Below are 16,276 nucleotides of genomic sequence, written 5' to 3'. Positions count from 1 at the left end.
GCGGAAGGAAATTATGAAGACGTTGTTTTCTGGTCGTTCAGATATGCCTTTCGCCATGCTGCTGTTGGCCCCCAGCCTGATTTTGCTGGGGGGCCTGGTGGCCTGGCCAATGATTTCCAATATTGAAATCAGTTTCTTACGTCTGCCGCTTAACCCGCGCATTAGCGCTGTGTTTGTCGGGCTGGATAATTACATTCGCATTCTCAGTGATGCAGCATTCTGGCACTCGCTGTGGATGACGTTCTGGTACACCGCACTGGTGGTGATCGGCAGCACGGGGTTGGGGCTGGCGGTGGCGATCTTCTTTAACCGTGAATTCCGTCTGCGGAAAACGGCACGTTCACTGGTGATTTTATCCTACGTCACCCCGTCCATTTCGCTGGTGTTTGCATGGAAATACATGTTCAACAACGGCTACGGCATTGTGAACTATCTGGGCGTTGACCTGCTGCATCTGTATGACCAGGCGCCGCTGTGGTTCGACAATCCTGGCAGCAGCTTTGTACTGGTGGTGCTGTTCGCCATCTGGCGCTACTTCCCGTACGCGTTCATTTCGTTCCTCGCGATTTTGCAGACCATTGATAAGTCGCTGTATGAAGCGGCGGAAATGGACGGCGCGAATGCCTGGCAGCGTTTTCGAATCGTTACGCTGCCCGCGATTATGCCGGTGCTGGCAACGGTGGTGACGCTTCGCACTATCTGGATGTTCTACATGTTTGCGGATGTCTACCTGTTGACGACCAAGGTCGATATTTTGGGCGTCTATCTCTACAAAACCGCATTCGCTTTCAACGATTTGGGTAAGGCTGCGGCGATTTCTGTCGTGCTGTTCGTGATCATCTTCGCGGTGATTCTGCTGACCAGAAAAAGGGTAAACCTCAATGGCAACAAATAAACGCGCACTGAGCCGTATTGGTTTTTATCTCGGGCTGGCGGTGTTTCTGGTCATCACGCTATTCCCGTTCTTCGTGATGCTGATGACGTCGTTTAAGAGTGCGAAAGAGGCGATATCGCTTAACCCGACCATTTTGCCGCAGGCGTGGACGCTGCAGCATTACGTCGACATCTTTAATCCGCTGATTTTCCCGTTCGTGGACTATTTCAAAAACAGCATGATGGTGTCGCTGACCTCCTCGGTGATTGCCGTATTTCTCGGCACGCTGGGGGCTTACGCCTTGTCCAAACTGCGTTTTAAGGGCCGCACGACGATCAATGCGAGTTTCTACACCGTCTACATGTTCTCCGGGATATTGCTGGTGGTGCCGCTGTTCAAAATCATCACTGCCCTTGGGATCTACGACACCGAGCTGGCGCTGATTATCACCATGGTGACCCAAACGTTACCGACAGCGGTGTTCATGCTGCGCAGCTATTTCGACACCATCCCGGACGAAATCGAAGAAGCCGCGATGATGGACGGCCTTAACCGCCTGCAAATCATCTTTCGCATCACCGTGCCGCTGGCGATTTCCGGGCTCGTGTCGGTGTTTGTCTACTGCTTCATGGTGGCGTGGAACGACTATCTGTTTGCGTCCATTTTCCTGTCCAGCGCCAGCCATTTCACCTTGCCGGTTGGGCTGAACACGCTCTTTAGCACGCCAGATTATATCTGGGGTCGCATGATGGCGGCATCGCTGGTGACGGCGCTTCCGGTTGTCATCATGTACGCCCTGTCTGAACGTTTTATTAAAAGTGGTTTGACCGCCGGTGGCGTGAAGGGCTGAGGCGGCCAATTTTAACAAGGAGTCAGTCATGAAAAAATTAGTTGCGACAGCGCCTCGTGTAGCGGCGCTGGTGGAATATGAAGATCGTCCGGTTGCCGTCCATGAAGTGAAAATTCGCGCCCGCTTTGGCGCGCCGAAACACGGTACCGAAGTGGTGGATTTCCGCGCCGCCAGTCCGTTTATTGACGAAGAGTTCAACGCGGAGTGGCAGATGTTTACCCCGCGTGAAGAGGGGGCGGCCCGCGGGATCGAATTCGGTAAGTTCCAGCTGGGCAATATGATTGTTGGCGAGATTATCGAATGCGGTGCTGACGTCACGGAATACCAGATCGGCGACAGCGTCTGCTGCTACGCACCGCTGCAGGAAACGGTGATCGTTAACGCGGTAAATAACTATAAGCTGCGCAAAATGCCGCAGGGCGCCTCCTGGAAAAACGCCGTTTGCTACGATCCGGCGCAGTTCGCCATGAGCGGCGTGCGTGATGCCAACGTCCGCGTGGGCGACTTTGTTGTCGTGGTCGGTCTGGGAGCCATTGGGCAAATTGCGATCCAGCTGGCGAAAAAAGCCGGTGCGTCAATCGTCATCGGCGTCGACCCTATCGAACACCGCTGTGAGATTGCCCGCCGTCATGGGGCAGACCACTGTCTGAACCCAATCGGCACCGATGTCGGTCTGGAAATCAAAAAGCTGACCGGGAAGCAGGGCGCGGACGCGATCATCGAAACCAGCGGCTTTGCAGATGCGCTGCAGTCCGCGCTGCGCGGGCTCGCCTATGGCGGCACTATCTCCTACGTAGCCTTCGCGAAACCGTTCGCGGAAGGCTTTAACCTCGGCCGCGAAGCGCATTTCAATAACGCGAAGATTGTCTTCTCCCGCGCCTGTAGCGAACCCAACCCGGATTACCCGCGCTGGAACCGTAAACGTATTGAAGAGACCTGCTGGGAACTGCTGATGAACGGCTATCTAAATTGTGAAGATCTCATCGACCCGGTCGTCACCTTCACCACCAGCCCGGAAAGCTACATGAAGTATGTCGATCAGCACCCGGAACTGAGCATCAAAATGGGCGTCACTTTTTAAGCTAAGGAAAGCAAAACATGAAAATCGCAACACAAAATCAGGCCTTTTTCCCGGTCAGTATCATGGAGAAATTCCAGTACATCAAAGCGATGGGTTTTGATGGCTACGAAATTGACGGCAAGCTGCTGGTGGAAAACCTCGCCGAGGTAAAAGCGGCGATTAAGGCCACCGGTCTGCCGGTGACGACGGCCTGCGGCGGATACGATGGCTGGATTGGCGACTTCATCGAAGAACGTCGTCTGAACGGGTTACAGGAGATTGAACGTATCCTGGAAGCGCTGGCTGAAGTGGGCGGCAAGGGCATTATCGTGCCTGCTGCCTGGGGAATGTTTACCTTCCGTCTGCCGCCAATGACCTCTCCACGCAGCCTGGACGGTGACCGCAAAGCCGTAAGCGCCTCCCTGCGCTGGCTGGATGAGGTAGCGGCGCGCACCGGAACGACCGTCTACCTGGAACCGCTGAACCGCTATCAGGATCATATGATCAACACCCTGGCTGACGCGCGTCGCTATATCGAAGAGAACGGCCTGAAGCACGTGCAGATCATCGGCGATTTCTATCATATGAACATCGAAGAAGACTCGCTGACGGATGCGCTGCATCAGCACCGCGATCTGCTGGGCCATGTGCACATCGCAGATAACCACCGCTACCAGCCGGGCAGCGGCAGCCTCGATTTTGCCAGCCTTTTCGATCGGCTGCGTGCTGATAACTACCGGGGTTACGTGGTGTATGAGTGCCGTGTTCGCGCCGAGGATCCGGCTCAGGCATACCGGGACTCGCTCACTTACTTGCGTAAATGCTAAGGATGTCGAGCGTGATGAGTGCTTCTACACCTTCGCCTCTGCGCGTCGCCATCATTGGCGCCGGGCAGGTCGCGGATAAAGTGCATGCCTCGTATTACGCCACGCGCAGTGATGTTCAGATGGTGGCTGTCATGGACAGCCATCCTGAACAGGCTCGGGCGTTTGCGGAACGTCATGGTATTCCCTCGGTATGGCAGGTTGCGCGAGAGATGCTTGAGGCGGTTAAGCCGGATGTGGTAAGCGTCTGTTCGCCTAACCGGTTCCATTTCGGGCACGTCATGGTCGCGCTGGAAGCAGGCTGCCATGTGATGTGTGAAAAACCGCCAGCTATGACGCCGCAGGAGGCAGATCGGATGCGCATGGCCGCGCGCAAGGCAGGAAAAGTGCTGGCGTATGATTTTCACCATCGTTTTGCTCTTGATACGCAACTGCTGCGTGAAGCTGTGATAAAGGGGGAACTGGGCGAAATTTATTACACCACGGCGCAGGCGTTACGCCGCTGCGGGGTTCCCGGCTGGGGCGTCTTTACCAACAAAACGCTTCAGGGCGGTGGGCCGCTGATTGATATCGGCATCCATATGCTCGATGCCGCGATGTACGTGCTGGGGTTCCCGGCGGTAAAAAAGGTGACGGCACACAGCTTCCAGAGGCTGGGAAATCGTAAAAGCAGCGGCCAGTTTGGCGAGTGGGATCCCACGCAGTTTACCGTTGAAGATGCCCTGTTTGGCACCATTGAATTTTGCAACGGCGGCATTCTGCGTCTGGACACGTCGTTTGCGCTCAATATCCGTGAACAATCCATCATGAACGTCGCATTCTGCGGCGAAAAGGCTGGCGCCATGCTGTTCCCGGCGCACATCTACAACGACGAAGCCGGTACTTTAGTCACCCTCACGCAGCGTGAAGAGGCTGACGATCGGCGTCATATGCGCAGTATGGATGCCTTCGTACGGCATGTGCAGGGAGAACCCGTCATGATCGCTGATGCGGAGCAGGGGCTGGTTATCCAGCAGCTCGTCGCCGCGCTGTATGAATCAGCAGAAACAGGGGAAAGCGTGACGTTATGCTAAACGTGTCTGTATTAACCGACCCGGGCTTTTGTCCACACAGCCTGAATAAATACGCCTCCATCATGGCCTGCGGTAATGGCTACATGGGGATCCGCGCTGCGCACGAAGAAGATTACACCCAGCAAACCAGAGGCATGTATCTTGCGGGCCTCTATCATCGTGCTGGTCGCAACGAGACCACTGAGCTGATCAATCTGCCGGATATCATCGGTATCGATGTTGAGCTGGATGGCTTCAATTTCACGCTCCTGTCAGGCGAAATCCTCGAGTGGCAGCGCGAGCTGGCGTTTGCTAATGGCGAGCTTCGTCGCAGCGTCGTCTGGCGCTCGCCTGACGGGAAACGCTATCGTCTGGAGAGCCGTCGTTTTGTGTCGCTGGACCAGTTGCCCTTAGTGGCCATGCAGCTTTCGATTACACCGCTCGATACCGCCACGCAGGCCGTGGTGCAAACCGGCATTGACGCAACGCAAACGAACAGCGGCAGACAGCATCTGGATGAAATGTCGGTCAGAGTGTTCGACCAGCAATATATGCAGGGCGTGTATGAAACGCAGGACCGCGCGTCTGAGATTGTTGTTTCAGCATATTGTCAGCTCTCCGCGAAGAGCGATAGCTGTTTCACCGCCAAAAATCGTCGTCTCAGCGTTCATCATTCGCTGACGATTGCTAAGGGTGACACTGTCACGCTTGAAAAAATCGTCTGGGTGGCACATCGCAGTGATAAAGCACTGTCGCAGGCCTCGTTCGCCCGAAACGCGCTGGCCGATCTTAAGGTCTGTGCGGCAAGAGGCTACGACGCCTTGCTTGAGAGTTCGGCGTGTGCCTGGCAAGAGGTCTGGTGCGATGCTCGGGTGGAGGTGGAGTCTACGGAACATCAGGATCAGATGGCGCTGGATTACGCCGTCTGGCATTTGACGACCATGACGCCAGCCCATGATGAGCGAAGCAGTATCGCCGCCAAAGGGCTGACGGGCGAGGGGTATAAAGGCCACGTCTTCTGGGATACCGAAATTTTCCTGCTGCCTTTCCATCTCTTCACGCGACCTCAAATCGCTCGTAGCCTGCTGCGCTATCGTTGGCTCAACCTGGCCGGGGCGCGGGAAAAAGCCCGTCGCAACGGCTGGCCCGGCGCGTTGTTCCCATGGGAAAGCGCCGCCAGCGGGCTGGAAGAGACGCCGGAGTTCGCGGCTATCAACATCCGAACCGGCACGCGCCAGAAGGTGGCCTCCGCGCTGGCGGAACACCACATCGTGGCGGACATTGCCTGGGCCGTCGTCGCTTACTGGCAGGCGACGCAGGATGAGACCTTTATGCGAAACGAAGGCCTGACGCTGCTGATGGAAACCGCCGCGTTCTGGATGGGCCGCGCGACGGAAATTAATGGTCGTCTCGAAATCCATGACGTTATCGGACCGGACGAATACACCGAGCATGTGAACAACAACGCGTATACCAACTATCTGGCCTGGCACAACGTCGCCTGCGCTCGCCAGTTTATGGCGATGTTTGGGCGCGAGGATGAAGGTTTTACGCAGAAAGCGACACGGTTCCTGACGTGCTTATGGCTGCCGGAGGCCAATCCAGACGGTGTGATCCCGCAGGATGATACCTTCATGGCCAAACCGGCCATCGATCTCAGCCGCTACAAAGCCAAAGCGGGTAAGCAGACCATTCTGCTCGATTATTCCCGCGCGGAAGTCAACGACATGCAGATCCTTAAGCAGGCTGATGTGGTGATGCTTACCTACCTGTTGCCGGAGCGGTTTACCCCGCAGCAGTGTGCCGCCAATCTGGCGTTCTATGAGCCCCGCACGATCCATGACTCTTCGCTGAGCAAGGCCATTCACGGCATTGTGACTGCCCGCTGTGGTGACGTCGAAGGTGCCTACGCCTTCTGGCGCGATGGCGTCGCCATCGATCTTGGGGACGACCCGCACAGCTGCGATGACGGAATTCACGCCGCTGCGACCGGCGCTATCTGGTCCGGCGTCATTCAGGGCTTTGCCGGTATGCAGATAGTGGATGGGGAGCTGCATCTTTCGCCCAGGTTGCCGGCCCACTGGCGAAGACTGGCATTCCCGCTGCGCTGGCGGAATGTAACGCTGCACTTCACCTGTGAAAACGAGGTGTTAACCATTGAAGCTTCGGCACCTTCCATGCTGACGCTGTGGGGCAAGACGCTACACGTATCGGGGCGGACAGTTTGCGCTTATAAGGATTTTCTTGCACCTGTTAATGGGACCGCTACCACGGAGGGGCGCCATGACGCTTAAGGCGGTTGTATTCGATCTGGACGGTGTGATCACCGATACCGCACACCTCCATTTTCTGGCCTGGCGTGCAGTGGCGGATGAAATCGGCATCACCTTCGACGAAGTGTTTAACGAACAGCTGAAGGGCATTAGCCGCATGGATTCCCTGCAGCGCATCCTGAAGCATGGCGGGAAAGAGGGGATGTTCAGCCATGAGCAGTGCCTCGCGCTGGCGACGAAAAAGAACGCGCTCTATGTCCAGTCTCTGGCGTCGCTGACGGAGGATTCACTGCTTCCCGGTATTCGCGACGTGCTGGCGGATATCCGTGCGGCGAAGGTCAAAATTGGGCTCGCCTCCGTTTCCCTGAATGCCCCGGGGATCCTGCACGCGCTGGGCATTCATCAGGCCTTCGATTTTTGTGCCGATGCTTCCCGTATTCGCCGCTCAAAACCAGACCCGGAGATTTTCCTTGCTGCCTGTGCAGGCCTGAATGTGCGTCCTGGCGCGGCTATAGGTATCGAAGATGCACCTGCAGGCGTTGAGGCGATCAACGCGGCGGGAATGCTATCGGTTGGGATTGGATCTGGCCTGAACCATGCGGGTTTACAACTTCATTCAACGCGGGAACTGACCTGGAAATGCCTGACCGAGTTTTGGGCATCCCGGACGTATTGATAAGGAATTAACAATGGCTCAACTGTCCCTGAAACACATTCAGAAAATCTATGATAACCAGGTCCACGTGGTTAAGGATTTCAGCCTCGAAATCGAAGACAAGGAGTTCATCGTCTTCGTTGGGCCTTCGGGCTGTGGTAAATCCACGACGCTGCGCATGATTGCCGGTCTGGAGGAGATCAGCGCGGGTGAACTGATTATTGACGGGGTGTGCATGAATGACGTGCCCGCCAAGTCACGCGATATCGCGATGGTGTTCCAGAACTATGCGCTTTATCCGCATATGACGGTCTACGACAACATGGCGTTCGGCCTGAAGATGCAAAAAATTGCGCCTGTGGTTATCGACGAGCGCGTTAACTGGGCGGCACAGATCCTCGGATTACGCGAGTACCTCAAGCGTAAACCGGGCGCGCTGTCCGGCGGCCAGCGACAGCGCGTGGCGTTGGGCAGGGCGATCGTGCGCGAAGCGGGCGTGTTCCTGATGGATGAACCGCTCTCCAACCTTGATGCCAAGCTTCGCGTGCAGATGCGGGCTGAAATCAGCAAGTTGCACCAGAAGCTCAACACCACGATGATTTACGTGACCCACGACCAGACGGAAGCCATGACGATGGCGACCCGCATCGTGATCTTAAAAGACGGCATTATTCAGCAGGTCGGCGCTCCGAAGCAGGTATACAACGAACCGGCAAACATGTTTGTTGCTGGGTTTATTGGATCGCCAGCCATGAACTTTATTCGCGGTGCTATCGACGATCGCTATTTCGTCACGGAAACGCTGCGTCTGGCGATCCCGGAAGACAAGCTCGCTTCACTGAATGCCGCAGGGTATCAGCGCAAAGCGGTGGTGTTTGGGATCCGCCCGGAAGATATTCTCACTCTGCAGAGCAGTGGTAAAAATATCGCGGCGAAAGTCAGCGTAGCCGAACTGACCGGCGCAGAATTTATGCTTTACGCCACCGTTGGCGGTCATGAGCTGGTGGTTCGCGCTGGCGCGGCGAATGATTATGCCGCAGGGGATAATATCAATATCCAGTTCGATATGAATAAGTGCCATTTCTTCGACGCTGAAACCGAAGCGGCTATTAGATAAGAAAGGTGTTCGCCGGAAATGCAAATTTCCGGTTTTTTTGTTTGTTACTTATAAAGGGAAAATTAAATGAGTACTCTACTAAGAAGTGCTGCGCTCGTTCTGTGCGCAGGAGTTAGCTGTGCACAAGCATCAGAAGCAGCTAAACAGTGGGAATTTAATATTGGCGCAATGTATGAAATCGAAAACGTTGAGGGGCAGGGCGACGATAAAGATGGATTATATGAACCTTCCGTATGGTTTAATGCAACCTGGGATGCGTGGACTATTTCGCTGGCGATGTATCAGGAGGGGCCGGTTGATTACAGCAGTATGACCCGTGGAACCTATTTCGATCGTCCTGAATTTCAATTACGCTATCGCTTTATCGGAACCGATAATTTCACCTTCGGTCTGACCGGCGGTTTCCGTAATTATGGTTATCACTTTAAAGATGAGCACGGTGCCAAAGACGGCAGCGCTAATATGCAGCGCTACAAAGTTCAGCCTGACTGGGATATTAAATTAACCGACGACTGGCGTTTTGGCGGCTGGTTTGCCATGTATCAGTTTGCTAACGATCTGCAAAAAACCGGCTATGCTGACAGCCGCGTTGAAACCGAAACGGGCTTTACCTGGACCATTAACGAAACCTTTGCGGCTAAAGTGAATTATTATTTAGAGCGCGGCTTCAATATGGACAGTTCCCGTAATAACGGCGAGTTTTCTACTCAGGAAATTCGTGCCTATCTGCCCATTTCGTTAGGCCAGACCACCTTAACGCCTTATACCCGCCTGGGGCTCGATCGCTGGTCGAACTGGGACTGGCAGGACGATCCTGAGCGTGAAGGACACGATTTCAACCGACTCGGTCTCCTCTACGCTTACGATTTCAACAATGGTTTATCCATGACGCTGGAATACGCGTATGAGTGGGAAAACCACGATGAAGGCGAGAGCGACCGCTTCCACTATGCGGGGGTTGGCGTAAACTACGCGTTCTGACCGACTGCACGCCAGGGGCACTTCGCCCCTGGCTTTAGCGAAGGGAAGCAGCCAACAAAAAGTGGGTATCAACCAGCACTTTTTGCGGGGCGGGATGACCCGCAATACGCCTGAAAAGAAGATCGCAGCTCTCTTCCCCCAGCTTTCGGGTGGGGATATCAAAGCCGCCAGGTGCGGGCGTTAAAATGAGAGACAGCATCGGGTCACTGTATCCGGCTATCACCACCTGCTCCGGAATCATCAGGTTCAACTCATCCGCCGCGCGATAGAGGCTAAGTAACTTCATGCTGTCGGTAGCGAATACTGCATCAGGCGGCGTGGGTGAAGACAACAATTCCAGCGCTGCCGTAAGCGCACTCTCATGGGTATAACCGCCATCCCTGATCCAGTCCGGGTTAAGGGCAATATGGTGCTTTTCCAGACTGGCTTTATAGCCCGCAAGGCGATCGATCGAAACATGATAATCAAGCGGGGCATGCAGACAGGCAATTTTACGGCGTCCGTTTTTAATAAAGGTTTCGGTCAGCGTGGCGCTGTCATGGAAATTATCCGTGTCGACGGAATAGATATTTTGATACTCACCTTCCACTTTACCGATAACCACTACCGGTACGCCATACGCATCCAGAGTGGTGAAAAAGGATTCATTTGCCGGTGAGCTCAGCATAATGATCCCTTTGATCATCTTCTGTTTTATTTTACTCACGCATTTCAGCAGATCGTCTTCGCTGCTTTTTGACGTTTGTAAAATAACGTCAAATCCTTCTTCTTCCGCTTTTGCCGTAATGGCATGCAGGACATCGGAGAAAAAAGGATTACCGGCAGTGGTTTTGGTTGAACGGGTCGAAATAACCATAATGGCATCGAAGCCTGAAGAGGTCAGGGCGCGGGCCAGTTTGTTGGGCTGATAATTTAATTCGTCAATCGCCTTCAGCACTTTTTCACGCGCTTCGGGAGAAATATTCGTTTGTTTATTCAGAACGCGGGAAACGGTTGATTTCGATACGCCCGCAACCCGTGCGATATCATAGATGGTGGGTGACATACACCTTACTCACTCCGGACTGACAGCAATACCGTTCATCTTACTGGAGAGAAAACGGCAATAGCAATAAATAAGAATTGATAATCAACGATCTGCCCCCATTTATTGTATTCTGAAGCCATGCATTCAAGGCTTCCAGGCAAAGAAGGACGGCGATGAAGCGACTTAAAAACGAAATCAATTCACTGGTGAACCGCGGCGTTGACCGTCATCTGCGTCTGGCCGTGACGGGGCTGAGCCGCAGCGGTAAGACGGCGTTTATCACCGCGATGGTGAACCAGCTCCTGAACCTGCACGCCGGGGCGCGTCTGCCGCTGCTCAGCGCGGTGCGGGAAGAACGCCTGCTGGGCGTGAAGCGCGTTCCTCAGCGTGATTTTGGGATTCCACGTTTTACCTATGACGAAGGGCTGGCGCAGCTCTATGGCGATCCGCCCATGTGGCCGACGCCGACGCGAGGGGTGAGTGAAATTCGCCTCGCGCTCCGCTTTCGCTCCAATGAATCCCTGATGCGCCACTTCAAGGATACTTCTACGCTGTACCTTGAAATCGTCGATTACCCCGGTGAATGGTTGCTCGACCTGCCGATGCTGGCGCAGGATTACCTCAGCTGGTCCCGCCAGATGACGGGCTTGTTGCAGGGGCAGCGCGCCGGGTGGTCGGCCAAATGGCGACAGCTGTGCGAAGGCCTGGACCCGCTTGCGCCGGCCGATGAAAACCGTCTGGCGGCCATTGCCGAAGCCTGGACGGCGTATCTGCACCAGTGCAAGCAGGAAGGGTTGCACTTCATTCAGCCGGGTCGCTTTGTCCTGCCGGGTGATTTAGCGGGCGCGCCTGCGCTTCAGTTCTTCCCCTGGCCGGACGTGGACGGGGTGGGCGAGTCGAAGCTGGCGCAGGCCGACAGGCACACTAACGCCGGGATGCTGCGCGAGCGTTACAATTACTACTGTGAAAAAGTGGTCAAGGGATTCTATAAAAACCACTTTTTGCGATTTGACCGTCAGATTGTGCTGGTGGATTGTCTGCAGCCGCTCAACAGCGGGCCGCAGGCCTTCAACGATATGCGCCTGGCGCTGACGCAGCTGATGCAAAGTTTTCACTACGGGCAGCGGACGCTGTTTCGCCGTCTGTTCTCACCGGTGATCGATAAACTGCTCTTTGCGGCCACCAAGGCCGATCACGTCACGGTCGACCAGCATGCCAATATGGTATCGCTGCTGCAGCAGCTGGTGCAGGACGCCTGGCAAAACGCCGCCTTCGAAGGGATCGGCATGGATTGCCTTGGGCTTGCGTCCGTGCAGGCAACGCAAAGCGGGCTGATTGATCTTAACGGCGAGCAAATACCGGCATTACGCGGGAACCGGCTCAGCGACGGTGAACCGCTTACCGTCTATCCGGGCGAAGTGCCTGCGCGGCTGCCGGGTCAGGCCTTCTGGCAGAATCAGGGTTTCCAGTTTGAAGCCTTCCGCCCGCAGGCAATGAGCGTCGATAGGCCATTACCACACATCCGTCTGGATGCGGCGCTGGAGTTTTTGATTGGAGATAAATTGCGATGACGGAACCGTTAAAACCGCGCATAGACTTTACCGGAACGCTTGAGCAGGATCCTCAGGAGGCGTTCAAAACCGCGCAGACGTTCAGCGGCACGCAGGCTGATAACTTTGCTCCGGCCCTGACAGAGGAGCCCGGCGTCGAGGAAGGTCCGGCAGAGGCGGTTGTGGAAGCCGCCCTGCGTCCAAAACGCAGCCTGTGGCGCAGGATGGTCACCGCCGGTCTGGCGCTGTTTGGCGTAAGCGTGGTTGGGCAGGGCGTGCAGTGGACGATGAATGCCTGGCAAACTCAGGACTGGGTCGCGCTGGGCGGATGTGCCGCGGGCGCGCTGATTGTGGGGGCGGGCATCGGGTCGGTTGCCACCGAGTGGCGGCGGCTCTGGCGTTTGCGCCAGCGCGCGCACGAGCGTGATGAAGCGCGGGATCTGCTCCACAGTCACGGCACCGGTAAAGGCCGCGCGTTCTGTGAAAAGCTGGCCAGCCAGGCGGGAATCGATCAGTCGCATCCGGCGCTTCAGCGCTGGTATGCCGCCATCCATGAAACACAGAATGACCGGGAAGTGGTGACGCTCTACTCCCATATGGTTCAGCCGGTACTGGATGCCCAGGCGCGACGCGAGATCAGCCGTTCTGCGGCGGAATCCACCCTGATGATTGCCGTCAGCCCGCTGGCGCTGGTCGATATGGCTTTTATCGCCTGGCGTAACCTGCGCCTGATCAACCGTATCGCGAACCTTTACGGCATAGAGCTGGGTTACTACAGTCGACTCCGGCTGTTCAAGCTGGTCCTGCTCAATATCGCGTTTGCCGGGGCGAGTGAACTGGTGCGCGAAGTCGGAATGGACTGGATGTCGCAGGATCTGGCGGCGCGTCTTTCCGCTCGTGCCGCGCAGGGTATCGGCGCGGGATTATTGACCGCGCGTTTGGGGATTAAAGCGATGGAAGTCTGCCGTCCGCTGCCGTGGATTGATGGCGATAAGCCCCGGCTGGGGGATTTCAGGCGCGAGCTGATCGGCCAGCTTAAAGAGACGCTCAATAAAAAACCGGCTCCGTGAGGTTTTGTTCACTTATCGTGCTGGCTGTCAATATTTGTTGACAGCCATCTTCCCGATCACCGTGTTCTGGCATATCATTTTACTGTTATTGGCTTAAAACGGTGAATTTCCCATGCGTCTTGAAGTCTTCTGTGAAGACCGTCTCGGTCTGACCCGCGAGTTACTCGATCTTCTTGTTTTACGTAGCATTGATTTACGTGGCATTGAGATCGATCCTGTCGGGCGAATTTACCTCAATTTTGCCGAAATTGAATTTAATACCTTCAGCAGCCTGATGGCGGAAATCCGCCGTATCGCTGGCGTTACGGATGTACGCACCATTCCCTGGATGCCCTCTGAGCGTGAGCATCTGGCGCTGAGCGCGCTGCTGGAAGCGATGCCTGAGCCGTTCCTCTCCCTGGATTTGAAAAGCAAAGTTGAGCGCGTTAACCACGCGAGCTGCCAGCTTTTCGCGCAGAGCCAGGAGAAGCTCAGCAATCATAACGCCGCGCAGCTGATCCCCGGCTTTAACTTCCAGCGCTGGCTGGACAGCAATCCGCAGAACACGCTTAGCGAGCATGTGGTGATTAACGGGCAAAATTTCCTGATGGAGATCACGCCGGTCTATCTGAAAGGGGAAGGGAATACCCGCGTGTTGACCGGGGCGGTGATTATGCTGCGCTCAACGTTACGCATGGGGCGCCAGCTGCAAAACCTCTCCAGTCAGGATGTCGGCGCGTTCAGCCAGATTATTGCCGTCAGCCCGAAAATGCGTCATGTGGTTGACCAGGCGCGCAAGCTCGCAAGCCTGACCGCGCCGCTGCTGATTACCGGGGATACCGGCACCGGGAAAGACCTGCTGGCTCACGCCGTGCATCTGGCGAGCCCGCGTGCGGCTAAGCCTTATCTGGCACTTAACTGCGCCTCTATTCCGGAAGACGCCGTTGAAAGCGAGCTGTTTGGCCACGCGCCGGAAGGCAAGAAGGGGTTCTTCGAGCAGGCTAACGGTGGCTCCGTGCTGCTGGACGAAATCGGCGAAATGTCGCCGCGCATGCAGGCTAAGCTGCTGCGTTTCCTGAACGACGGAACCTTCCGCCGCGTCGGTGAGGATCACGAAGTGCATGTGGACGTGCGCGTCATTTGCGCCACCCAGAAAAACCTGGTGGAACTGGTGCAAAAGGGGATCTTCCGCGAAGATCTCTATTACCGCCTCAACGTCCTGACGCTGAATATTCCCCCGCTGCGCGATTGCCCGCAGGACATCATGCCGCTCACGGAGCTGTTCGTCGCCCGCTTTGCCGACGAGCAGGGAGTGCCGCGTCCGAAGCTGTCTGCCGATCTCGGCACGGTGCTCATGCGCTACGGCTGGCCGGGCAACATTCGTCAGCTTAAAAACGCCGTTTATCGTGCGCTGACCCAGCTGGAAGGCTATGAACTGCGTCCGCAGGATATTCTGTTGCCTGATTACGACGCGGGGACGGTATCGGTTGGCGAAGAGGCGATGGAAGGTTCGCTGGACGATATCACCAGCCGTTTTGAGCGTTCAGTGCTGACGCAGCTGTACCGCAGCTATCCCAGCACCCGCAAGCTGGCAAAACGCCTTGGCGTCTCGCATACCGCGATCGCGAACAAGCTGCGTGAGTACGGTTTGAATCATAAGAAAGGCGACGAATAACAAAAAGCCTCTGTAAAGAGGCTTTTTACTTTGCGTTTATTCCTTCGCCATCGGCGTGTTAACGATTTCTGTTTTTGTCTCTCCCTGAATCGATGCAATCCTGTTTTCGACCTCTTTCACCTGCTGCGGGCTGTGCAGCAGGGTATAGGTCAGGTCAAACTGCGCGCTGGCACCGGGCTGCAGCTGCTTAACCCGCTTCTGCTCGCGTTCAATCGTAACGGGGTAGGCGTAGCTGGTGCCTGGCTCAATGCCCGTGACGTAGCCCTGCTTCAGCGTGTCGGTGTTCTTCCATAAGGTCAGCACGGGCAGCTGGCGGGTATCAAACTGGATTGACGCGCCTTTATCTCCGGCTTTATTGACCACCGCCGCAAGCGTTTCGTGGTTATTGTCCGCGAGCGGTTTAATGTTAAAGACCATCTCATCAAAGCCTTTTGTCGGCCCGGCATAGGTTTGCCAGTTGTTAACCCCCGCTTTGGCGTAGTCATTGAACGGGCTCACGCTCGCCGCCGGCGCAAGGAAACGGGCGCCTTCTTCGAGGATCGGCGTGCCGAAGTTGCTGTGATAGATGATTTGGTAATCGTGAGGGTAATCCGCATGGTTGGTCAGAACATCGTGCAGGCTGAACTGGTTAGTTCCGGGAACGTAGCGCAGTTCGGTCATGGTTTGCAGATCCGATTTTTTAAACGTGCTCTCTTTGATCAAACCCCGAACGCGGATTTCATGCGGGGCGGCATCGGCGATTTCAACCTCGACCTGCGAAACGGGGGTATTACCGGCCCTGCCGTGCAGGGTGTAAATTTGCCCGTCAGCGGTAACCGGGTGTCCTGTCCACTCATAGCCACAGCGCACCATCATCTCGTTGAAACCATCCAGCCAGCCGAGACCGTTGCGGCTCTCAAGATTGATATATGCAGGATTAACGACCTCTTTAACGGGCGAATTCCACCCCAGTCGGGTGCCAAAGCCTTCTACATGCAGAAGGTTCATCCCGCGGGTCGGGCTCAGGGTGATGGTGAGGCCATCTTTGCTGCTAATAATGATGACTTTGCTGCCTTCCTGTTTACCACCGTGTAAGACTTTTTGCTCAATGCTGAACGTTTGGTCTTTAACTTTCAGCTCATCACTGGAAATCTTCCAGTTTCCTTTCTCTACGCTGCTTTCAGCGCTTGTCAGCACCCAGGTTTTGGCCGCTGCATGGCCAGAAATCAGTACCGCAAGGAGCGTAAAAGCGAATTTAATTTTCATATTTTATCCTTTTTGCTGAAACGATTATTTTCTTTCGTAAGCAA

14 protein-coding genes are annotated in these 16,276 nt (G+C 55.5%); 12 read left to right on the top strand and 2 right to left on the bottom strand.

Translation table 11 applies throughout. The annotated features are described in order from the left end of the window. The first annotated feature begins 13 nt into the window (after positions 1-13). The 9 genes from QMN93_RS00715 (at position 14) to QMN93_RS00675 (ending at position 9,686) form a co-directional block, all read left to right on the top strand. Positions 14-895, top strand: a complete 882-nt coding sequence (locus QMN93_RS00715) for a carbohydrate ABC transporter permease (protein WP_023312040.1) — start codon at positions 14-16, stop codon at positions 893-895. Next, the gene (locus QMN93_RS00710; RefSeq protein ID WP_094935715.1) at positions 882-1,724 is read left to right on the top strand and encodes a carbohydrate ABC transporter permease; all 843 of its coding nucleotides are present in this window, start codon (positions 882-884) and stop codon (positions 1,722-1,724) included. Before QMN93_RS00715 ends, QMN93_RS00710 begins: the two co-directional genes overlap by 14 nt. Before the next feature lie 28 nt (positions 1,725-1,752). Further along, positions 1,753-2,805 (top strand): zinc-binding alcohol dehydrogenase, encoded by a 1,053-nt coding sequence (locus tag QMN93_RS00705; protein WP_094935714.1) that lies wholly within the window; start codon positions 1,753-1,755, stop codon positions 2,803-2,805. A gap of 17 nt (positions 2,806-2,822) precedes the next feature. Then, positions 2,823-3,611 (top strand): sugar phosphate isomerase/epimerase, encoded by a 789-nt coding sequence (locus QMN93_RS00700; RefSeq protein ID WP_193139380.1) that lies wholly within the window; start codon positions 2,823-2,825, stop codon positions 3,609-3,611. A gap of 11 nt (positions 3,612-3,622) precedes the next feature. Beyond that, positions 3,623-4,681: a Gfo/Idh/MocA family protein gene (locus QMN93_RS00695; protein ID WP_193139377.1), complete on the top strand. Its 1,059-nt coding sequence runs from the start codon at positions 3,623-3,625 to the stop codon at positions 4,679-4,681. After that, complete coding sequence (locus tag QMN93_RS00690; protein ID WP_193139375.1) at positions 4,675-6,954, top strand: glycoside hydrolase family 65 protein; 2,280 nt, start codon at positions 4,675-4,677, stop codon at positions 6,952-6,954. Before QMN93_RS00695 ends, QMN93_RS00690 begins: the two co-directional genes overlap by 7 nt. Further along, positions 6,944-7,609 (top strand): beta-phosphoglucomutase, encoded by a 666-nt coding sequence (gene pgmB, locus QMN93_RS00685; protein WP_193139373.1) that lies wholly within the window; start codon positions 6,944-6,946, stop codon positions 7,607-7,609. The genes QMN93_RS00690 and pgmB overlap by 11 nt, the downstream gene beginning before the upstream one ends. 13 nt (positions 7,610-7,622) lie before the next feature. Beyond that, positions 7,623-8,705, top strand: coding sequence for an ABC transporter ATP-binding protein (locus QMN93_RS00680; RefSeq protein WP_039262901.1), 1,083 nt, complete (start codon positions 7,623-7,625; stop codon positions 8,703-8,705). Positions 8,706-8,771: 66 nt separating this feature from the next. Next, complete coding sequence (locus tag QMN93_RS00675; RefSeq protein ID WP_047060998.1) at positions 8,772-9,686, top strand: OmpG family monomeric porin; 915 nt, start codon at positions 8,772-8,774, stop codon at positions 9,684-9,686. A 34-nt stretch (positions 9,687-9,720) separates the two neighbouring features. Here QMN93_RS00675 and QMN93_RS00670 read toward each other — a convergent pair whose 3' ends face one another. Then, positions 9,721-10,731 (bottom strand): LacI family DNA-binding transcriptional regulator, encoded by a 1,011-nt coding sequence (locus tag QMN93_RS00670; RefSeq protein WP_047060997.1) that lies wholly within the window; start codon positions 10,729-10,731, stop codon positions 9,721-9,723. 155 nt (positions 10,732-10,886) lie between these two features. Between QMN93_RS00670 and QMN93_RS00665 the strand changes: the two genes are divergently transcribed. From QMN93_RS00665 to tyrR, 3 genes are all read left to right on the top strand, one after another. Beyond that, positions 10,887-12,284 (top strand): YcjX family protein, encoded by a 1,398-nt coding sequence (locus tag QMN93_RS00665; protein WP_193139371.1) that lies wholly within the window; start codon positions 10,887-10,889, stop codon positions 12,282-12,284. After that, positions 12,281-13,333 carry a YcjF family protein gene (locus QMN93_RS00660; RefSeq protein WP_045400123.1) on the top strand — a complete coding sequence of 351 codons (1,053 nt, stop codon included), beginning with the start codon at positions 12,281-12,283 and terminating at the stop codon, positions 13,331-13,333. Before QMN93_RS00665 ends, QMN93_RS00660 begins: the two co-directional genes overlap by 4 nt. A gap of 112 nt (positions 13,334-13,445) precedes the next feature. Next, entirely contained in the window at positions 13,446-14,987 is a 1,542-nt protein-coding gene (tyrR, locus tag QMN93_RS00655) for a transcriptional regulator TyrR (RefSeq protein ID WP_023312028.1), read from the top strand. 36 nt (positions 14,988-15,023) lie between these two features. On the opposite strand, the gene QMN93_RS00650 is transcribed toward tyrR, so the two are convergent. After that, complete coding sequence (locus QMN93_RS00650) at positions 15,024-16,232, bottom strand: aldose 1-epimerase family protein (RefSeq protein ID WP_064672635.1); 1,209 nt, start codon at positions 16,230-16,232, stop codon at positions 15,024-15,026. Between the last annotated feature and the right edge of the window lie 44 nt (positions 16,233-16,276).

Source organism: Enterobacter sp. R-1.6.2, assembly GCF_035064085.1.
GTDB lineage: Bacteria > Pseudomonadota > Gammaproteobacteria > Enterobacterales > Enterobacteriaceae > Enterobacter > Enterobacter asburiae_B.
This window is presented reverse-complemented; position numbering and strand designations above follow the sequence as displayed.